General features: G+C 59.3%; 15 protein-coding genes and 1 riboswitch. Of the genes, 3 read left to right on the plus strand and 12 right to left on the minus strand.

The window, feature by feature from the left end; all coding sequences use genetic code 11:
• Positions 1 to 8: 8 nt before the first annotated feature.
• On the plus strand, positions 9 to 509 hold the full coding sequence (locus PTZ19_RS10970; RefSeq protein WP_276354423.1) for a hypothetical protein: 501 nt from the start codon (positions 9 to 11) through the stop codon (positions 507 to 509).
• Here PTZ19_RS10970 and PTZ19_RS10975 read toward each other — a convergent pair.
• The 7 genes from PTZ19_RS10975 to PTZ19_RS11005 form a co-directional block, all read right to left on the minus strand.
• On the minus strand, positions 493 to 948 hold the full coding sequence (locus PTZ19_RS10975; protein WP_276354424.1) for an Hsp20/alpha crystallin family protein: 456 nt from the start codon (positions 946 to 948) through the stop codon (positions 493 to 495). The genes PTZ19_RS10970 and PTZ19_RS10975 overlap by 17 nt on opposite strands.
• Positions 949 to 1,015: 67 nt before the next feature.
• Positions 1,016 to 1,720, minus strand: a complete 705-nt coding sequence (locus tag PTZ19_RS10980) for a class I SAM-dependent methyltransferase (protein WP_276354631.1) — start codon at positions 1,718 to 1,720, stop codon at positions 1,016 to 1,018.
• A gap of 99 nt (positions 1,721 to 1,819) precedes the next feature.
• Entirely contained in the window at positions 1,820 to 3,037 is a 1,218-nt protein-coding gene (locus PTZ19_RS10985) for a KamA family radical SAM protein (protein ID WP_276354426.1), read from the minus strand.
• 114 nt (positions 3,038 to 3,151) lie between these two features.
• A riboswitch (cyclic di-AMP (ydaO/yuaA leader) is annotated at positions 3,152 to 3,293 on the minus strand.
• Positions 3,294 to 3,529: 236 nt separating this feature from the next.
• On the minus strand, positions 3,530 to 4,063 hold the full coding sequence (locus tag PTZ19_RS10990) for a DUF2179 domain-containing protein (protein WP_276354428.1): 534 nt from the start codon (positions 4,061 to 4,063) through the stop codon (positions 3,530 to 3,532).
• Positions 4,064 to 4,138: 75 nt separating this feature from the next.
• A complete protein-coding gene (locus PTZ19_RS10995) occupies positions 4,139 to 4,978 on the minus strand; it encodes a glycine betaine ABC transporter substrate-binding protein (RefSeq protein ID WP_422614996.1) in 840 nt (279 codons plus the stop codon).
• A gap of 42 nt (positions 4,979 to 5,020) precedes the next feature.
• Positions 5,021 to 5,854: an ABC transporter permease gene (locus tag PTZ19_RS11000; RefSeq protein ID WP_276354430.1), complete on the minus strand. Its 834-nt coding sequence runs from the start codon at positions 5,852 to 5,854 to the stop codon at positions 5,021 to 5,023.
• Positions 5,826 to 7,049, minus strand: coding sequence for a quaternary amine ABC transporter ATP-binding protein (locus PTZ19_RS11005; protein ID WP_276354432.1), 1,224 nt, complete (start codon positions 7,047 to 7,049; stop codon positions 5,826 to 5,828). Before PTZ19_RS11005 ends, PTZ19_RS11000 begins: the two co-directional genes overlap by 29 nt.
• Before the next feature lie 603 nt (positions 7,050 to 7,652).
• On the opposite strand from PTZ19_RS11005, the gene PTZ19_RS11010 reads away from it, so the two are divergent.
• On the plus strand, positions 7,653 to 7,889 hold the full coding sequence (locus PTZ19_RS11010) for a transporter (protein WP_276354433.1): 237 nt from the start codon (positions 7,653 to 7,655) through the stop codon (positions 7,887 to 7,889).
• A gap of 89 nt (positions 7,890 to 7,978) precedes the next feature.
• Here PTZ19_RS11010 and PTZ19_RS11015 read toward each other — a convergent pair whose 3' ends face one another.
• The gene (locus PTZ19_RS11015) at positions 7,979 to 8,611 is read right to left on the minus strand and encodes a GntR family transcriptional regulator (RefSeq protein ID WP_276354434.1); all 633 of its coding nucleotides are present in this window, start codon (positions 8,609 to 8,611) and stop codon (positions 7,979 to 7,981) included.
• Positions 8,612 to 8,703: 92 nt separating this feature from the next.
• Positions 8,704 to 9,090 (minus strand): MerR family transcriptional regulator, encoded by a 387-nt coding sequence (locus PTZ19_RS11020; RefSeq protein ID WP_276354435.1) that lies wholly within the window; start codon positions 9,088 to 9,090, stop codon positions 8,704 to 8,706.
• A gap of 89 nt (positions 9,091 to 9,179) precedes the next feature.
• Here PTZ19_RS11020 and PTZ19_RS11025 point away from each other — a divergent pair, with 89 nt between their 5' ends.
• Positions 9,180 to 9,563: a carboxymuconolactone decarboxylase family protein gene (locus tag PTZ19_RS11025; protein ID WP_276354436.1), complete on the plus strand. Its 384-nt coding sequence runs from the start codon at positions 9,180 to 9,182 to the stop codon at positions 9,561 to 9,563.
• A gap of 8 nt (positions 9,564 to 9,571) precedes the next feature.
• Here the strand turns inward: PTZ19_RS11025 and PTZ19_RS11030 are convergent, their stop codons facing one another.
• The 3 genes from PTZ19_RS11030 to PTZ19_RS11040 all read right to left on the minus strand — a co-directional run bounded on the left by PTZ19_RS11030 (position 9,572) and on the right by PTZ19_RS11040 (position 13,323).
• Positions 9,572 to 10,342 carry a TSUP family transporter gene (locus PTZ19_RS11030; protein ID WP_276354632.1) on the minus strand — a complete coding sequence of 257 codons (771 nt, stop codon included), beginning with the start codon at positions 10,340 to 10,342 and terminating at the stop codon, positions 9,572 to 9,574.
• Positions 10,343 to 10,429: 87 nt separating this feature from the next.
• Complete coding sequence (locus PTZ19_RS11035) at positions 10,430 to 11,701, minus strand: methyl-accepting chemotaxis protein (RefSeq protein WP_276354437.1); 1,272 nt, start codon at positions 11,699 to 11,701, stop codon at positions 10,430 to 10,432.
• A 185-nt stretch (positions 11,702 to 11,886) separates the two neighbouring features.
• Positions 11,887 to 13,323 carry a sugar porter family MFS transporter gene (locus PTZ19_RS11040; RefSeq protein ID WP_276354438.1) on the minus strand — a complete coding sequence of 479 codons (1,437 nt, stop codon included), beginning with the start codon at positions 13,321 to 13,323 and terminating at the stop codon, positions 11,887 to 11,889.
• Positions 13,324 to 13,462: the final 139 nt, after the last annotated feature.

Genomic DNA, 13,462 nt, shown 5'->3' on the forward strand with positions numbered 1-13,462 from the left:
GTGAACGTATGGCGCTCCTGGACTGGCTTTTCGGACCCCGCGCCCGCGAACGGGAACGGGTTCGGGAGCTGGAAAAGCGGGTCGAGACCGTGGAAAGGCAAATCCGGCGGTTGTCGGAGGACAAGCCCTCTTGCCCGCCGCTGGTGATTCAGCATGCCGAGAAGGTCGTGGTGGAACGGGTGGATTACAGCAGCCATTTCGGCACCTTGGACATCGACAGCTTGTCCGGCCAGCTGAACATCGGCTTGAACGTCCAAAGGCCGCTCGGGCCGGACGAGCCTTTGCCCGGATTCGCGAGTCCGGCGCGTCCTCCGGGCGGGCCTGCCTTCCCGGGTTTGCCAGCCGACGATCCCCCTCCCGGCTCGTTGCCGCACGACGCGAAGCCGCAAGGTCCGCCCAACAGCGGACCCGCCTGCCATATCCGCCCCCGCCGTCCGTTCGGGGGAAACGGCGAAAAGCCCGCCGAATCGGCGGGCGATAAAGGCGCGTCGTCTACGAATCCCGGATGAAAATTTCCCGAAACGGCTCGGCGTGGTTGATTTTCGGCATCCGGATTTCCAACACGCCTTCATGGAAACGGGCAATCGTGCGGCCGGTGTTGATGTCCGACGGCAATGGGATTTCCTGCGACTCGCTGCCGTGCTCGATTTTCAGCTTTCTCCGGGTGGCGAAAAAACGGACGCTGCGGGGCGAAGTCCCTTCCGGGAGCTTGCAGCGGACGAAAATCGAACGGTGGGTCTCGAACAGCTCGTAATCGATCTCCTTGTTGAATGCGGGAAGAATCCCTTGCCAGCCCGGCACCGCCTTCGGCAGGAATTCCCCGATCGCCTTCTGCACGAAGTTCGAAAGGTTGCCCGCGTCCAAGTCCTTGCCGATAAACGGCATTTGCTTCATCAAGTCCCGTTGAAATTGCTGCCAATCCATCGCGGGATGACGTTTCCCGTTCATCGAAATTTCCCGCCTTCCGTCGCGATCTGACCTATTGTATGCCGCCCGCCGCCCAAATGATACCGTTTCAGGCTTTGACGGCCGAGAAATCGCAAGCCCGGAAATACTGTTCCTGGGCCAGCATCAGCTGGGTATATTTCAGGAGACCCATGCCCACCTCGGGATCGAACAACGTCGTCAAGTCGAGATCCTGGAGCTCGCTCTCGTCTACGTCCGCTTCATGGCTCATGAAAGCTTCCGGCTGCGGCCTGTCGCAGCGGAAGCCGGCTCCGCGGAGGCATTCCATCCATTCGTCCACCGAAGCGATCTTGTCGATGCCGAAATAATCCAGGATTTCGTCATAGGTTTCCTCGGGCATCGGCTCATGTAGGACCATTTCCCGGTCGAGCAGCCGTCCATTCGGCTTGAGTACGCGGTAATACTCCCGGATGGACGGCTCCAGCCCCGCGAACAAGGTGACCGATTCGGCGAACACGACGTCGAAGGTCTCGTTCTCGAACGGCAAAGCCGTTACGCTGCCCTCCACCCACTCGATTCCGTCCAACCCTTCCTCCGCCGCCCGCTTCCGGGCTTTCTCCAGCATCAGGGGGTGCTGATCCAAAGCGGTGACGCGATAGCCCTGCTTCGCCAGGTAACACGCGGTCCTTCCGGTGCCGCAGCCGACTTCCAGAATGCGCAAGTCCGACGCGGGGAGTTGGCCGAGCAGCCTCCGGGTCGCCCGGAAGCCGCCCGGATGCGCGGAAGACACGCCCAGCCTCGACAACATATCCATGTATTCCAAAAGGAACTCCTCCTCCAAGGATGCATTTCCCAATAGGTATATGGAGGAGGTTCAAATGCCGTGTTTGCGTTCGCCCAGACCGGGCAAATTTTAGGAGCTAACCGTTCCCCGAACCGGGTCCTTCGCGGCGTACGCATGCTGCTTTCTGCGAATCGCCGGCGGAAGGTCGGCGAGCTCGTTGACGGAGACGACCGCATCCGTCTTCTTCGCCGGCTTGGTCCAATAGCGCTCGTTGCCGGGCAAATCGTCGAACCAGGCAGCGTCCGGCGGACAATCGAGCGTCATGAACCGTCCGTAATTTCCCTCGCGCGACTGATGGTATTTCAGGTACGCCTTGCCGTTCTCGATCGCCAGGATTTCGATTTTTCCGGACGTATGGCTCATCGAAAGCCGCACCCGTTTGCCCAGCCCGGACGTTCTCGCTTTGGCCTGCTCTACGATCTCGTACACTTTGGCCAAGGGCAGGACGAACGCCTTATTGCCCGCCACCGGCCGGTTCACGAAGAAATAGTACGGGGTCACGCCCGCCCAGGACAAACGGTCGAGCAACTCGCCGAGCACGATCGGATCGTCGTTGATGCCGCGCAGCACGGGCGTCTGATTGACCACGATCGCGCCGGCCCGGTGCAGCGCTTCGAAACCCTTCATCGCTTCGGGGGTGATTTCGCGCGGGTGGTTGATATGGGCCATCACGTAAATCCGCTTCTCGGGCGTGGAATAAGCACGGATCAGATCGAGCAGCGCCTCGTCTTCGTATATGCGCATCGGGTTGAATACCGGAAGCTTCGAACCGAGACGGATGATCTTGACATGGTCGATGGCCCGAAGACGCTCGATGATGGTCCGCAATTTGGGCGTGCCGAGGATCAGGCTGTCGCCGCCGGTCAGCAGGACGTTGCTGATCTCGGGATGCTCGGCGATGTACTGCAAGCCGGGCTCGACATCCGACACGGCTTCCTTTACGTCGTTGCGGAACAGCCGCTTGCGGAAGCAGTACCGGCAATAGGCGCCGCACACCTCGGAAACGATGAGAAGCGCGGTGGAACCGTATTTATGCTGGCACCCGGGGACGACATAGTTGGTATCTTCGTCGGAGGCGTCCCACCTTCCGTATTCCCCGAGTTCGTCTTCGTTCGGAATGACCAGCTTGCGGATCGGATCGGCGGGATCGCTCCAATCGATCAGATTCAGGTAATAATCGTTCACCCGAAAAACGAACTTCTCCGTAATGCGTTTGAGTTTCTGGCGGTCCTGTTCCGGAATATGCGTCAACTTGTCGATGTCGGTGATGTACTTCGGTTGTGCCATAAACACCCTCCTCAAACATGGTTTTCTTTCCCGACAGGGTCTTTTGCGGCAACAAAAAAGACCCGCTGCACGGGTCAATAGACGAACGGAGCATACTCGTTCCGCCGAATACATGCCTGACCCATCCAAAGCTGACGAGGTTAGCTGACGGACTCGGGATAGATGGTTCCCTACGGCCCCGGCAAGGACCGATTCGCCCCACAAGATTGGTTCCCCCGCTTCCCGGCCGAAACCGGGAATTAAGCTCGGTTATGCGATTATGGGAAAGATTGACTTACCTACACTATAACAAATGATTGCTTTACCGACAATTTAAATTTTCTAATAAAGTTGTTTGTAAATTTTTTGTAGATTTTTGTCACCAAGCGCGATGGAAGCGCAACGTTTCCTAAACTATATCAAAGGACGGATTATCTGACAATCTCATCTTTATAATTAAGTTGTTTGTAATAATTTATATGGCCATCGCATAGGATGTTTTTTTGCGTTTCCCTACCGCACCCGGTGTCTTTCCGTCACCCGCGTCCAAAAGCCGCCTTGGAATCGCGACGGTTCGTGCGAAATGACGAACGCCTTCGGCGCCAGTTCGGATAACGAGGACATCAATCGTTCTTCGTTGCTTCGCTTCACCAGCACCTGCATGACCATCCGTTTGCCGTCCCGTCCGTCCGCAAGCCAAGAGGTGACTCCGTATCCCAGGTTCCTCAATTGGACCGGCAGTTCCAATTCCGCGGAATCCACGATCACCTGAACCACCAAATAGCCGAGGGCCAGTTTTTCTTCGATTTTGTTCCCCAAATAGACGCCCAGACCGTAGCCTACGCAGTAAGCCGCCATATTGACCGGATCAGATACGTTACGGAGCACCAGCGTCAAACCGAGCAAATAGACGAAAACTTCGACGGTCGAGAGTAAAGACGCGACCGCTTTCCGGCCCTTGATCATCAAGATCAGCCGCAGCGTGGAGAGCGACACGTAAACGATGTTGATCGCAATGATGACGAGAACGGTATACACGCTGATCATTCGGATCCGATCCCCCTCGCCGTTGTTCAAACGAAAAAGCGGCCATTCCCGCAGGATTGACCGCCTATCGATATCTTATTCCGCGCCATTCACCCAGGCGTCCACTTTGTCTTTGTTGGCTTCCACCCATGCCTTGGCGGCGTCTTCGGGGGACTTGCCGCCCTGGATCTCGACCATGACATTCGCCATGTCGTCCGAGGTCCATTCGAACTGGTCCAGGAACGTATACGCGTCTTTCTTGTCTTTGTCCAATCCTTTGCGGACGATCGTATGGATTTGCTCGTCTCCGCCGAAGACGCCTTTGGGGTCGTCCAAGTATTTGAGGTCCATCTTCGCGAACATCCAGTGCGGCGTCCAGCCCGTGACGACGATCGGCTGCTTATTGTCGTATGCCTTCTGCAGTTCTTGGGCCATCGCGGCCGACGAACTCTCGAGCAGCGCTATGTCCTTCAGCGGATACTCCTTGATCGCTTTTTCGGCCGCCATCATGATGCCGGCGCCCGGCTCGATCCCGACGATCCGGTTGTTGATCGATTTGGCGACTTCGGGTTTATTCAAATCCTCGATGGACTGAATGTCCATGTAGGCCGGAACGGTCAAGCCGATTTTCGTCCCGTCCAGGTTCGTGCCGAGATCCACGACGTCCTTCTGGTATTTCTCCCAATAGGAAGCATGCGTGCCCGGGAGCCAGGCCGCGACCATCGCGTCCGCGCTGCCGTCCGCGATGCCCGCCCACATCGGGCCCGCGTCGACCTGCATCATCTCCACCGCGTAGCCCAGCCTGGACTCGAGCACCTCTTTGACGACGTTCGTGCTCGCGATTTCGGAATCCCACGCCACGTAGGCGAGTTTAATCGACTTCTCTTCTTTTTTGCCGCTGGAACAAGCGGCCAACAGGGCGATCACCAACATCATCGATACGGCTAAACTCCATTTCTTCAAAAGCGGACAACTCCTTCAGGTATGTTTTCTCTTGAACGCGTTTTGCGTCAAGCGATCAAGCAGGATGGCCATGATGACGATCGCGATTCCGGCCTCGAACCCGATGCCCGTCTTGGCCTGGGTGACGGCCCGGTACACGAGCGCGCCTACCCCTTGCGCCCCGATCATGGAGGAAATGACGACCATGGACAGCGACAGCATGATGGTCTGGTTAATGCCGGCCATGATGGTAGGCAAGGCGAGAGGCAGCTGCAGCTTGAACAGCTTCTGCGCGGGCGTGGACCCGAACGCGTCGGCCGCCTCGACAAGCTCCGAGGGCACCTGGCGGATGCCTAGATTCGTAAGCCGGATCGTCGGCGGAATGGCGAAAATGATCGACGCGATGACGCCGGGAACGACGCCGAGCGAGAAAAACGTGACCGCCGGCAGCAAATACACGAATGCGGGCATCGTCTGCATGAAGTCCAGAATCGGCGTTACCGTCTGCCGGACTTTGCCGCTGCGCGCGCAGAGGATGCCGATCGGCACGCCTCCCGCGATGGACAGGATCGAGGCCGTCAGGACCAGCGCCAGGGACTTCATCGAAGGTTCCCACAACCCCAAGTTGTCGATCAGGAACAATCCGACGAAAGCGAACGCCGCCATTTTCCACTTGCCGATCCCGTACGCCAGCGCGGCGATCAACACCATCAGGACGAGGGCCGGCACGCCGAGCAGCGCGCGTTCGATGCCGTCCGTCATGCTCCCGATGATGATGCGGATCAGATCGAAAAACGGGCCGAAATGGTCCGTAAGCCAGGTTTCCAGCCATTCGACGCCGTCACCGAGCGGCAGCTTGGGCAAATCCATCCGCGCTCCCTCCTTCCGGTACCGCGTTGCCCGCGAGGGCGGACAGCACGGCTCCTTTAATGACGATGCCTCGCAGCCTCTCCCGATGGTCGATGACGGCTACCGGCACCTTGGCTTCGGCCATTGTCTCGAACAGCTCGTTCAAGTGCGTGTCGGGCGTTACCCAAGGGACTTTGGACTGCATGACCTCGAGGATCGTCTTGTCGTACTTGAGCGCCAGCGACGCGTCGTCGGCCGTGATGACGCCGAGCAGTTTCATTTCCTTGTCGGTGACGTACAAGCTCGACACCCCGTTGTCCCTCATGAGTTGCAGCGCCGTCCGGGGCCCCCGCTCCGGAGAGATCGTCTCGGGCTGGATCATGACGTGGGCGGCCGTCAGCACCTTGGACAGGTCGACGTCTTCCACGAACCGTTCGACGTACTTGTCGGCCGGTTGGATCAGGATCTCTTCCGGCGTGCCGATTTGGACGATCTTCCCGTCTTTCATCAGCGCGATCCGGTCGCCGATCCGCAGCGCTTCGTCCAAGTCGTGCGTGATGAACACGATCGTTTTCTTCATTTTGGATTGCAGCTCCAGCAGTTCGTGCTGCATATCCTTGCGGATCAGCGGGTCCAGCGCGCTGAAAGCCTCGTCCATCAGCAGCACCTCCGGATCGTTCGCCAGCACGCGGGCCAGCCCTACCCTCTGCTGCATGCCCCCGCTCAATTGGCTTGGCCGGCTGTTCTCCCATCCCTCGAGGCCTACCATGCGTAGCGCCTCGCGCGCCCGCTCTTGCCGCTTCTTCTTGTCCGCCCCTTGCACTTCCAAGCCGTACTCCACGTTGCCGAGAACGGTCCGGTGCGGGAACAGGGCGAACTTCTGAAACACCATCCCCATGTGCTTTCTCCGGAAGGTCCGCAGCTGCTCGGCATTCATGCGGACGACGTCGGCATCCCCGAACAGGACTTGGCCGGACGTCGGCTCGATGAGCCGGTTGAGCAGGCGGACCAGCGTGGACTTCCCGCTGCCCGACAGCCCCATGATGACGAAGATTTCTCCTTCCCGTATGGAAAACTCCGCCTGGTGCACGCCGACGGTCATCCCGGTTTCCTGGTAGATTTTCTCCTTGGACCAGCCTTCTTCGAGCAGCTGCAGCGCCCGTTTCGGGTCCGATCCGAAAACTTTCGTCAATTGCTTCACTTCGATGGCGGCCATAGGCTCCCCCCTCCTGAAAACGCGATGATCGTCATAGAAAAACCCGTTGTCGCAGAACGGCACGGGTTTCGCGGCAGCAGCGATCCGGGTACTGTTTTCGAAAATGGCGGAGGATCGATGCCGGGTTCCCCGTATGCCTTTCGAACGGGCGGGCTGGCATTGGTAATCACTATAGCAAACATCTCCCATACATACAACCCTCAAAATAATTTTAAGTTGTTTGTTAGAATATAGGAGTGGCCCGGTCTAATCCCTTTTCGCAGCTCAAAAAAGCCTTCCTCGGCATTGCATAAGGAAGGCTTCGTGCCGCAAAAGCGGCCGTCTAAAATGCCAGAATATGCCCGTGTCGGCGAATAACCGCCCATACCGGCAATTCCGCTCCTGCATAGAATGATCTCAACCTAAGTAAAAGGAGCGATCGCGAATATGGGATTTTTTCCGACTCCGGGTTTCCCCGGAAGCCCGCCGGGCGGAACGCCGGGCGGTTTTCCCGGGGGATTTCCGGGAGGACCGCCGGGAGGTTTTCCGGGCGGCGGGTTTCCTGGCGGACCGCCGGGGGGTTTTCCGGGAGGCGGGTTCCCGGGCGGTCCGCAGGCCCCGACGTTGCCGCCGCCGCAGTTCGTCCCGCAAATGCCGATCCAGTCGTTCGCCGTCGATCCGGGAGCGATCCGGAGATGCCTGTTCCGCAATACGTATATTTGGTTGAACAACGGCGAACAGTTCTGGTTTTTCCCCACCTTCGTAGGCGCCCGGTCCGTCGCGGGTTTCAGATGGTTCGGCTTCTTCTGGGCTTACTTCGGCATCGACACGAACCGGATCCGGTCGTTTACCTGCTTCTGATGCAAGGGGAATCTCCCCCATTATCTCAACGCCGAAGGAAAAGGAAATCCTCCCCGCGAGGGGAGGATTTCCTTTTCTTAAGCGCGGCATTATCCGCTTTCCCGCGCTTGGTTGATGAACGACTCCGTTTTTTCGTAAGCTTTCTCGCTGCCCACGATGACGAGCACGTCGTTGCCCAATAGAATGACGTGGGGACCCGGGGAGATGGAAACCTGGGTGCCCCGGCGGAGAGCGATGATGGTCGCGCCCGTGTTCTGCCAGAATTGCAATTCGCCGATCGTTCGGCCGGCCGCGTAGGAATTCTCGTGGACCCGGATTTCCGCGGGGTTGTACGGCTTCAAATTTTGCAACCGGTCGGAAGCCTCAATGATTTCCGACAGCAAACCGTCGAACTTGCGGTCGATTTCCCGCTTCTGCTGAAGCAGCTGCTGCAAATCCTGCTTCAGGGAGTAAGCCGATTTGAGGTAGTTGTTCTTGGTGATGTAATCGTACGCCTTCTGCTCGGACACGATCACGATTTCCTTGCCTTGGGAGACCGAAACGATGTTCTCGTCTTTCAGCAGCCCGATGGCTTTGCGGATCGTCTCGGGAGAGACGTGGTACTGCCCCGCCAAGAGCGATCTTCCGGAAATCCGGCTCCCCGCCGGAAATTCCCCGCTTACGATGCGCTGCGCGATATCCAACGCGATCGATTTGTATACCGCCGTTTCCTGCTCTGCCATGGAGCGTGCTCTACCCCTTAGTCCATTCGCCGAATCGTGGATCATTCACCATCAAGCATATCCATTTCGACAACTTCTGTAAACTCCCCCCATCAGTCGGGCGGCGCCGGATCCGAGCCGCGAACCAGCTCCCGGTAATGCCCGATCTTTTCGCGGATTCGTTCCAAGTGGCCTTCGAGCGTCCGTATCTTCTCCTCCACCCTGAGCCGGTGCGCTTCCAGCATGTCCAACCGATCCGGCGCGGTGGCTTCTCCGAGACTTCTCCATTCGGCGAACCGCTTCATCTCGGAGACGGGCATTCCGGTCGCTCGCAGCCGAAGCAGAAATTGCAGCCAGCCGACGTCCGCTTCCGAGTATGCGCGATAGCCGCTGGCATCCCGGCCTACCGCATGAATTAACCCGATATTCTCATAGTAACGCAGCGTGTGGACGGAAAGCCCCGTTTGCCGGGACATTTGCCGAATCGTGTAGGTTTTCATGGCAATTATTCTATCACAGAAAACGAGGCTTGCGTTCGAGCGCGCTCTAACGTGTAGGATGGGGTTACTTCGAATAGGAGGATACGCGAATGGACCAAGAACGTTATGAACGAGGATGGCAGAGACTGATGGAAGTCGATGGGGAAGGAGGCCGGAGGGTCGTCGATTCGCTGCGGGACATCGCGCCCGATCTGGGCCGGTATGTCGTCGAATTCGCCTTCGGGGACATCTACGGAAGGCCGGGGTTGAGCTTGCGGCAACGTCAATTGGTAACCGTCGCCTCATTGACGTCGCTGGGCGGATGCGAGCCCCAATTGGTCGTCCACCTGAACGCCGCGCTGAATGTCGGGCTGGAACCGGGGGAAATCGTGGAAGCGATCATGCATTGCGTTCCGTACGCCGGGTTTCCCCGCGTTCTGAACGCGGTTTTCGCGGCGAAACGGGTGTTCGAGGAACGCGCCGTCAGCCTCTGACGGCACGTTTAACCGATCAGCAAGTCCCACAGCTGCTTGCCGATGAGAATCGCCGTCACGGCCGCGAACAGCGGCTTGATCCAAGCCGCCCCCCGCTTGATCGCGAACCTAGAACCGGTCCATGCGCCCCCTATCATGAAGAGCGCCAGAATGATTCCGGAGCCGAATTGGACGGAGCCGAAAAGGAGAAACATCAACAAACTGGACAGGTTGCTTCCGAGGTTCAGCATTTTGGCGTTGCCCGAAGCGCCGACATAACCGTAACCGGCAAGCAGGAACGCGAACAGCAAGAACGATCCGGTGCCCGGACCGAAAAAGCCGTCGTAAAATCCGATCGCGAAAGCGGCGGGTACCAGGAGCCGCAAAGCTTTCCGGGTCAAATGCACGTCTCCGGCAGGGGAGGCTGCCGCTTTTTTCTTGAACAACGTATAGACCAATATGACGCCCAGCATCACGATCACCAGGGGCCGCAAAAACTCCGGGGAGAGAAGGTGCACGGTCTCCGTCCCCAGCAGCGCTCCGGCGAACGATAAAGGAAACAGCAGGCGGACCGTCCGCCAATCGACGTTCCCGGACGCTAGAAATGCCGATGAACTGGTGAGCGCGGCCGCCGTGCCGCCCAGCTTGTTCGTGCCGAGAGCGGCATCGGGCGGCATTCCCGTCATCAGCAGCGCCGGGACCGCGATCAATCCTCCGCCTCCCGCGACGGAGTCGATGAAAGCGGCGGCGAAGCCGGCCGCGGCTAAAAACAGCATGATTCCGAGCGAAGGCCAATCCACTTGCAAGCGTTCCTCCCGATGCCGGTGCCGGCGGTTCGATAGCCCCATGATGGAGCCTGTCCGCCGGCTTGTCAACCCGGTGCCGGGTCAATGGCGAAACTTGCCGATTTTGGCCTCCAGCTCGTCCGCCTGCTTCTCCAGCAAAGCGGACGACGCGGCCAATTCCTGCATCGCCGCCGTCTGCTCCTGGGCGGAGGAAGCCGCCTGCCGGCTTTCGCCCAGGATGCGGTCCGCCGTCCGTCCGACGCCGTCCGTTATCGACAGCGCCCGATCCGCCTGCTCCCGCTGCGAAGAGATGCGGCGGGCGATTTCCTCGACCGCCGAGAACGTCTCCCGCACGGCTTCGTCGATTCTTTCCAGCGCCGACGTGACGGATTCCCCTTTGCCGCTTTCGGCCTCCGCCATCTTCTCCTGTACCGCCGAATAACGGACGACGCCGAGAACGCCGGCTTCCATATCGGCGATCAGCCGGTCGATATGCTTGACGGCGCTGGCACTTTCCTCGGCCAGCTTTCGGATTTCCACGGCCACGACCGCGAAACCTTGCCCCTGGTCTCCGGCCCGCGCGGCCTCGATCGAGGCGTTCAGAGCGAGCAAATGCGTCTGGTCGGCGATGCCTCCCACCACTTGCGAGATGTTGCGGATTTGCTTCGCCTTCTCGTCCATCTCCGTGACCAGCTTGGCGGATTGCCGGTTGGAAACGGCCAGCTCCCGAATGCCGTCGATCAGCGAACGAACCAACGCCGCACTTTCCCGGGCGGCTTCCCGCATGTCTCTGACCGTTTTCCGGGATTCTTCCGCCATGCCGTCGATCGCGGCGGCGGCGTTCCGTATGCCCAGAACGGCCTCCCGCGTATCGCCGGCCGCCGCCGCCTGATCCGCCGCGCCCCCCGATATCGCGGCCGACGCTTCGGCGATCCGTTCCGTCTGGATGGCGGCCTGCTCCATGCCTCCCCGCAGCGCTTCGGCCTGCTGGTGGGTGAATGCGACGTTTCCCGCCACGTCTTGGATCGTCTGCCGAAGTTCCCGGATCATTTGCCCGAACGAAAGGCTGAGCGTCCGGATCTCGTCGCGGTAAGGATGGATCGGAATTTCGATCCGCAGATTCCCGCCGGCGGCTTCGTTGGCCGCTTCCGTCAGGCGTTGCAGCGGCTTGATCAGCCAAATCGCCGCCAGCCATCCCAGAATGCCGCTCCACAATACCCCGAGCAACAGGATCAACGTGATGTACGCCCATTCGGCCATCCCAGGCGCGATCCACGGTTTCAATTCGAAAATGAAAAACGCGCTGCAGCCGTATGTCACGATGGAAACGGCCGTCATCCCGGCCACGATTTTTTTGACCAGCCCGAATTTCATGGTTTCCAATCCTTTCCGATTCCTTGATGAGCCTATTGTACCCGAAGGGAATCGTTTCGGATGTGATCCATGTCACTTTCGGAGACGTCGTCGCCTGCTGATTTCCCGAGACAGAGCGGCAGCATAAAAACGCAATCCCGGGCGGGTGGAGTCCGAACCCGGGATCGCGTCCTTTTATTGGCCGATCAGTTGTTCAATCTTTCTTTGAACTTCTTCAGTCCGCTTTCCGACGGCTGCTCCTCCTCGTTCGCCCACATCGCTTCCATCTGCTCGAGCGATTTGCCTTTCGTCTCGGGCACGTATCGCCAGGTGAAGAACACCGTGGCGAGGGAGAGCACCCCGAAGATCCAATACGTCACGGCAGGACCGGCCGACTTGAGCAGCGGCGGGAACGATTGCGACACGGCGTAATCCGCCGTCCACAGCGCCATCGACGCGATTGCCGTCGCTCTTCCCCGCACGCGGTTTGGGAAAATTTCCGACAACAGCACCCAGACGACCGGCCCGAGCGATATGGAGAACGCGGCGACGTAGACGATGATGAGCCCGAGAACCAAATACCCCGAAACGGCGCCGGCGTGGAAGACGAGCCCGATCAGCGCCAGGCTGGCGGCCATGATCGCCGATCCGATCATGAGCAGCACCTTGCGACCGGCTTTGTCGATCAGCCAGATGGACACGACCGTGAACACCATGTTGGTGAAGCCGACGAGAATCGTCTGAACGAGCGCGGCGTTCGTCCCGGCGCCCGTCTCCTTCAAAATTTCCGGCGCGTAATAGAGGATGGCGTTAATGCCCGTAACCTGCTGGAGAATCGCGATGATCACGCCGACGGTCAGCGCGAAACGCATGCCGGGCTTGAACAAATCGCGGAACGGCACCTTCGCCTCCTTGAAGGAAGCCTTGATTTCCAGCACTTCCCGCTTGGCCGCCTCTTCGCCGTGAATGCGGAGCAGGATCGGCAGCGCTTCCTCCGCACGGCCCTGCTTGATGAGCCAACGCGGACTTTCCGGCACCCACAGCAGCAGGACCGAATAGATCAACCCGGGCACGGCGCCGACGCCGAACATCCAGCGCCAAGCCGTCGACACGTCCCAGGAGTCGTTGCCCGCGCCCGCGATGGCGGAATTGACGAAATACGTCAGGAAAATGCCGGTGACGATCGCGAACTGGTTGAACGCGACGAGCCGTCCGCGATAGCGGGCCGGCGCGATTTCCGCGTTGTACAGCGGACTCAGCGTCGAGATGACGCCGATCCCCAGTCCGCCGACCATGCGGGCCGCCACGTAGCCGGAGAACGACGGGAACAGGCCCGAGCCGATCGAGCCGACGATGAACAGAAACGCCGCCCCGACGAGCACCTTTTTCCGGCCGAAGCTGTCGCTCAGCCATCCGGAAGCGGCCGCGCCCGCGATGCAGCCGATGATCAAGCTGGAGACGGCCCATCCGACCTGAACGTCGTTGAGATGAAAATGGTCTCCCAAAAAACCGATGGCGCCCGAAACGACCGCCGTATCGAAACCGAACAACAAACCGCCAAGCGCCGCCGCGATCGACACGAGCGTCACGTACTTCATGTTCGGCCGGCCGCTTGGAGCGGATAAGGTTGGATTCGCTGCCATATCAGGATCTCCCTTCATTGAAAAACGCGTCTTGAAGCGAGTTTCAGTATAACATCGCTTCCGCTTCGCGAAGGGAAGGATGAACAGCACGATTTTGCGATGAACCCGCACAAATCTTCCGAAGGCCCGCGCGGCGGCT

The sequence above is a fragment of the Cohnella caldifontis genome, from assembly GCF_029360585.1.
Lineage (GTDB): Bacteria > Bacillota > Bacilli > Paenibacillales > Paenibacillaceae > Cohnella > Cohnella caldifontis.

Bases quoted from the DNA above. Each gene is read 5' to 3' on its own strand.
- PTZ19_RS10970 (WP_276354423.1), top strand. From the start codon at position 9: ATGGCGCTCCTGGACTGGCTTTTCGGACCCCGCGCCCGCGAACGGGAA.
- PTZ19_RS10975 (WP_276354424.1), bottom strand. From the start codon at position 948: ATGAACGGGAAACGTCATCCCGCGATGGATTGGCAGCAATTTCAACGG.
- PTZ19_RS10980 (WP_276354631.1), bottom strand. From the start codon at position 1,720: ATGGATATGTTGTCGAGGCTGGGCGTGTCTTCCGCGCATCCGGGCGGC.
- PTZ19_RS10985 (WP_276354426.1), bottom strand. From the start codon at position 3,037: ATGGCACAACCGAAGTACATCACCGACATCGACAAGTTGACGCATATT.
- PTZ19_RS10990 (WP_276354428.1), bottom strand. From the start codon at position 4,063: ATGATCAGCGTGTATACCGTTCTCGTCATCATTGCGATCAACATCGTT.
- PTZ19_RS10995 (WP_422614996.1), bottom strand. From the start codon at position 4,978: ATGATGTTGGTGATCGCCCTGTTGGCCGCTTGTTCCAGCGGCAAAAAA.
- PTZ19_RS11000 (WP_276354430.1), bottom strand. From the start codon at position 5,854: ATGGATTTGCCCAAGCTGCCGCTCGGTGACGGCGTCGAATGGCTGGAA.
- PTZ19_RS11005 (WP_276354432.1), bottom strand. From the start codon at position 7,049: ATGGCCGCCATCGAAGTGAAGCAATTGACGAAAGTTTTCGGATCGGAC.
- PTZ19_RS11015 (WP_276354434.1), bottom strand. From the start codon at position 8,611: ATGGCAGAGCAGGAAACGGCGGTATACAAATCGATCGCGTTGGATATC.
- PTZ19_RS11020 (WP_276354435.1), bottom strand. From the start codon at position 9,090: ATGAAAACCTACACGATTCGGCAAATGTCCCGGCAAACGGGGCTTTCC.
- PTZ19_RS11025 (WP_276354436.1), top strand. From the start codon at position 9,180: ATGGACCAAGAACGTTATGAACGAGGATGGCAGAGACTGATGGAAGTC.
- PTZ19_RS11035 (WP_276354437.1), bottom strand. From the start codon at position 11,701: ATGAAATTCGGGCTGGTCAAAAAAATCGTGGCCGGGATGACGGCCGTT.
- PTZ19_RS11040 (WP_276354438.1), bottom strand. From the start codon at position 13,323: ATGGCAGCGAATCCAACCTTATCCGCTCCAAGCGGCCGGCCGAACATG.